At 71.5% G+C, this 597-nt stretch carries 1 protein-coding gene and 1 pseudogene; both read right to left on the reverse strand.

The genetic code is table 11. The features are described 5' to 3' along the window. Positions 1–418, reverse strand: a 418-nt coding sequence (locus KN815_RS49265) for a universal stress protein (protein ID WP_216348223.1), incomplete at its 3' end; no start/stop codon positions are given. 37 nt (positions 419–455) lie between these two features. Beyond that, a pseudogene (locus KN815_RS51400) lies at positions 456–597 on the reverse strand (CBS domain-containing protein); the annotation flags it as partial.

Consider the following 597-nt stretch of genomic DNA (forward strand, 5'->3'; position numbering starts at 1 on the left):
CCCGCCCCCCGCGCATCAGCACCACCGGCCGCTCCGCCCGGGCGATGGTGTGCAACCCGATGTCACCCAGGAAGAAGCTCGCCACCCGGTCCAGCCCCCGCGACCCGAGCACCAGCATGCGGGACCGCGCCGCCGCGTCGAGCAAGGCCGTCTCGGCCTCGTCCGCCACCAGGTCCTCGATGATGGTCAGCTTCGGATGGCCGCGGGCCAGCTCCGCGTGGGTGTCGTGCACAATCCGCTTCGCCCAGTAGTTCTGTTCATCCGCCGCTGGGCTGCCGGGCGTGGGCGGGCGCAAAAGGATCCACGCGTGCGTCAGGCGCAAGGCCAGATCACGCCGCTCCGCCTCGTCGGCGGCCCAGCGAGCGGCGGCCACGCTCGCGGCCGAGCCGTCGAGGCCCACGGTCACCACTTGTTCCATGGCAGTGCCTCCCGCCGAGTGCTGGGGTGCCGGGGTTTCACGCGGCCACGGCCGGGCCACCGGTGTCATCGGTGTCATCGGTGCCGTAAGCGATGTGCTCGCTGACCGAGACCACACCGTCCACTCCGCGACACAGCCGTACAATCACCGGGACCAGGCTCCTGGCCTCGACCGATCCG

It is taken from the genome of Streptomyces niphimycinicus, from assembly GCF_018883605.1.
In the GTDB taxonomy this organism is placed as follows: Bacteria; Actinomycetota; Actinomycetes; order Streptomycetales; family Streptomycetaceae; genus Streptomyces; species Streptomyces niphimycinicus.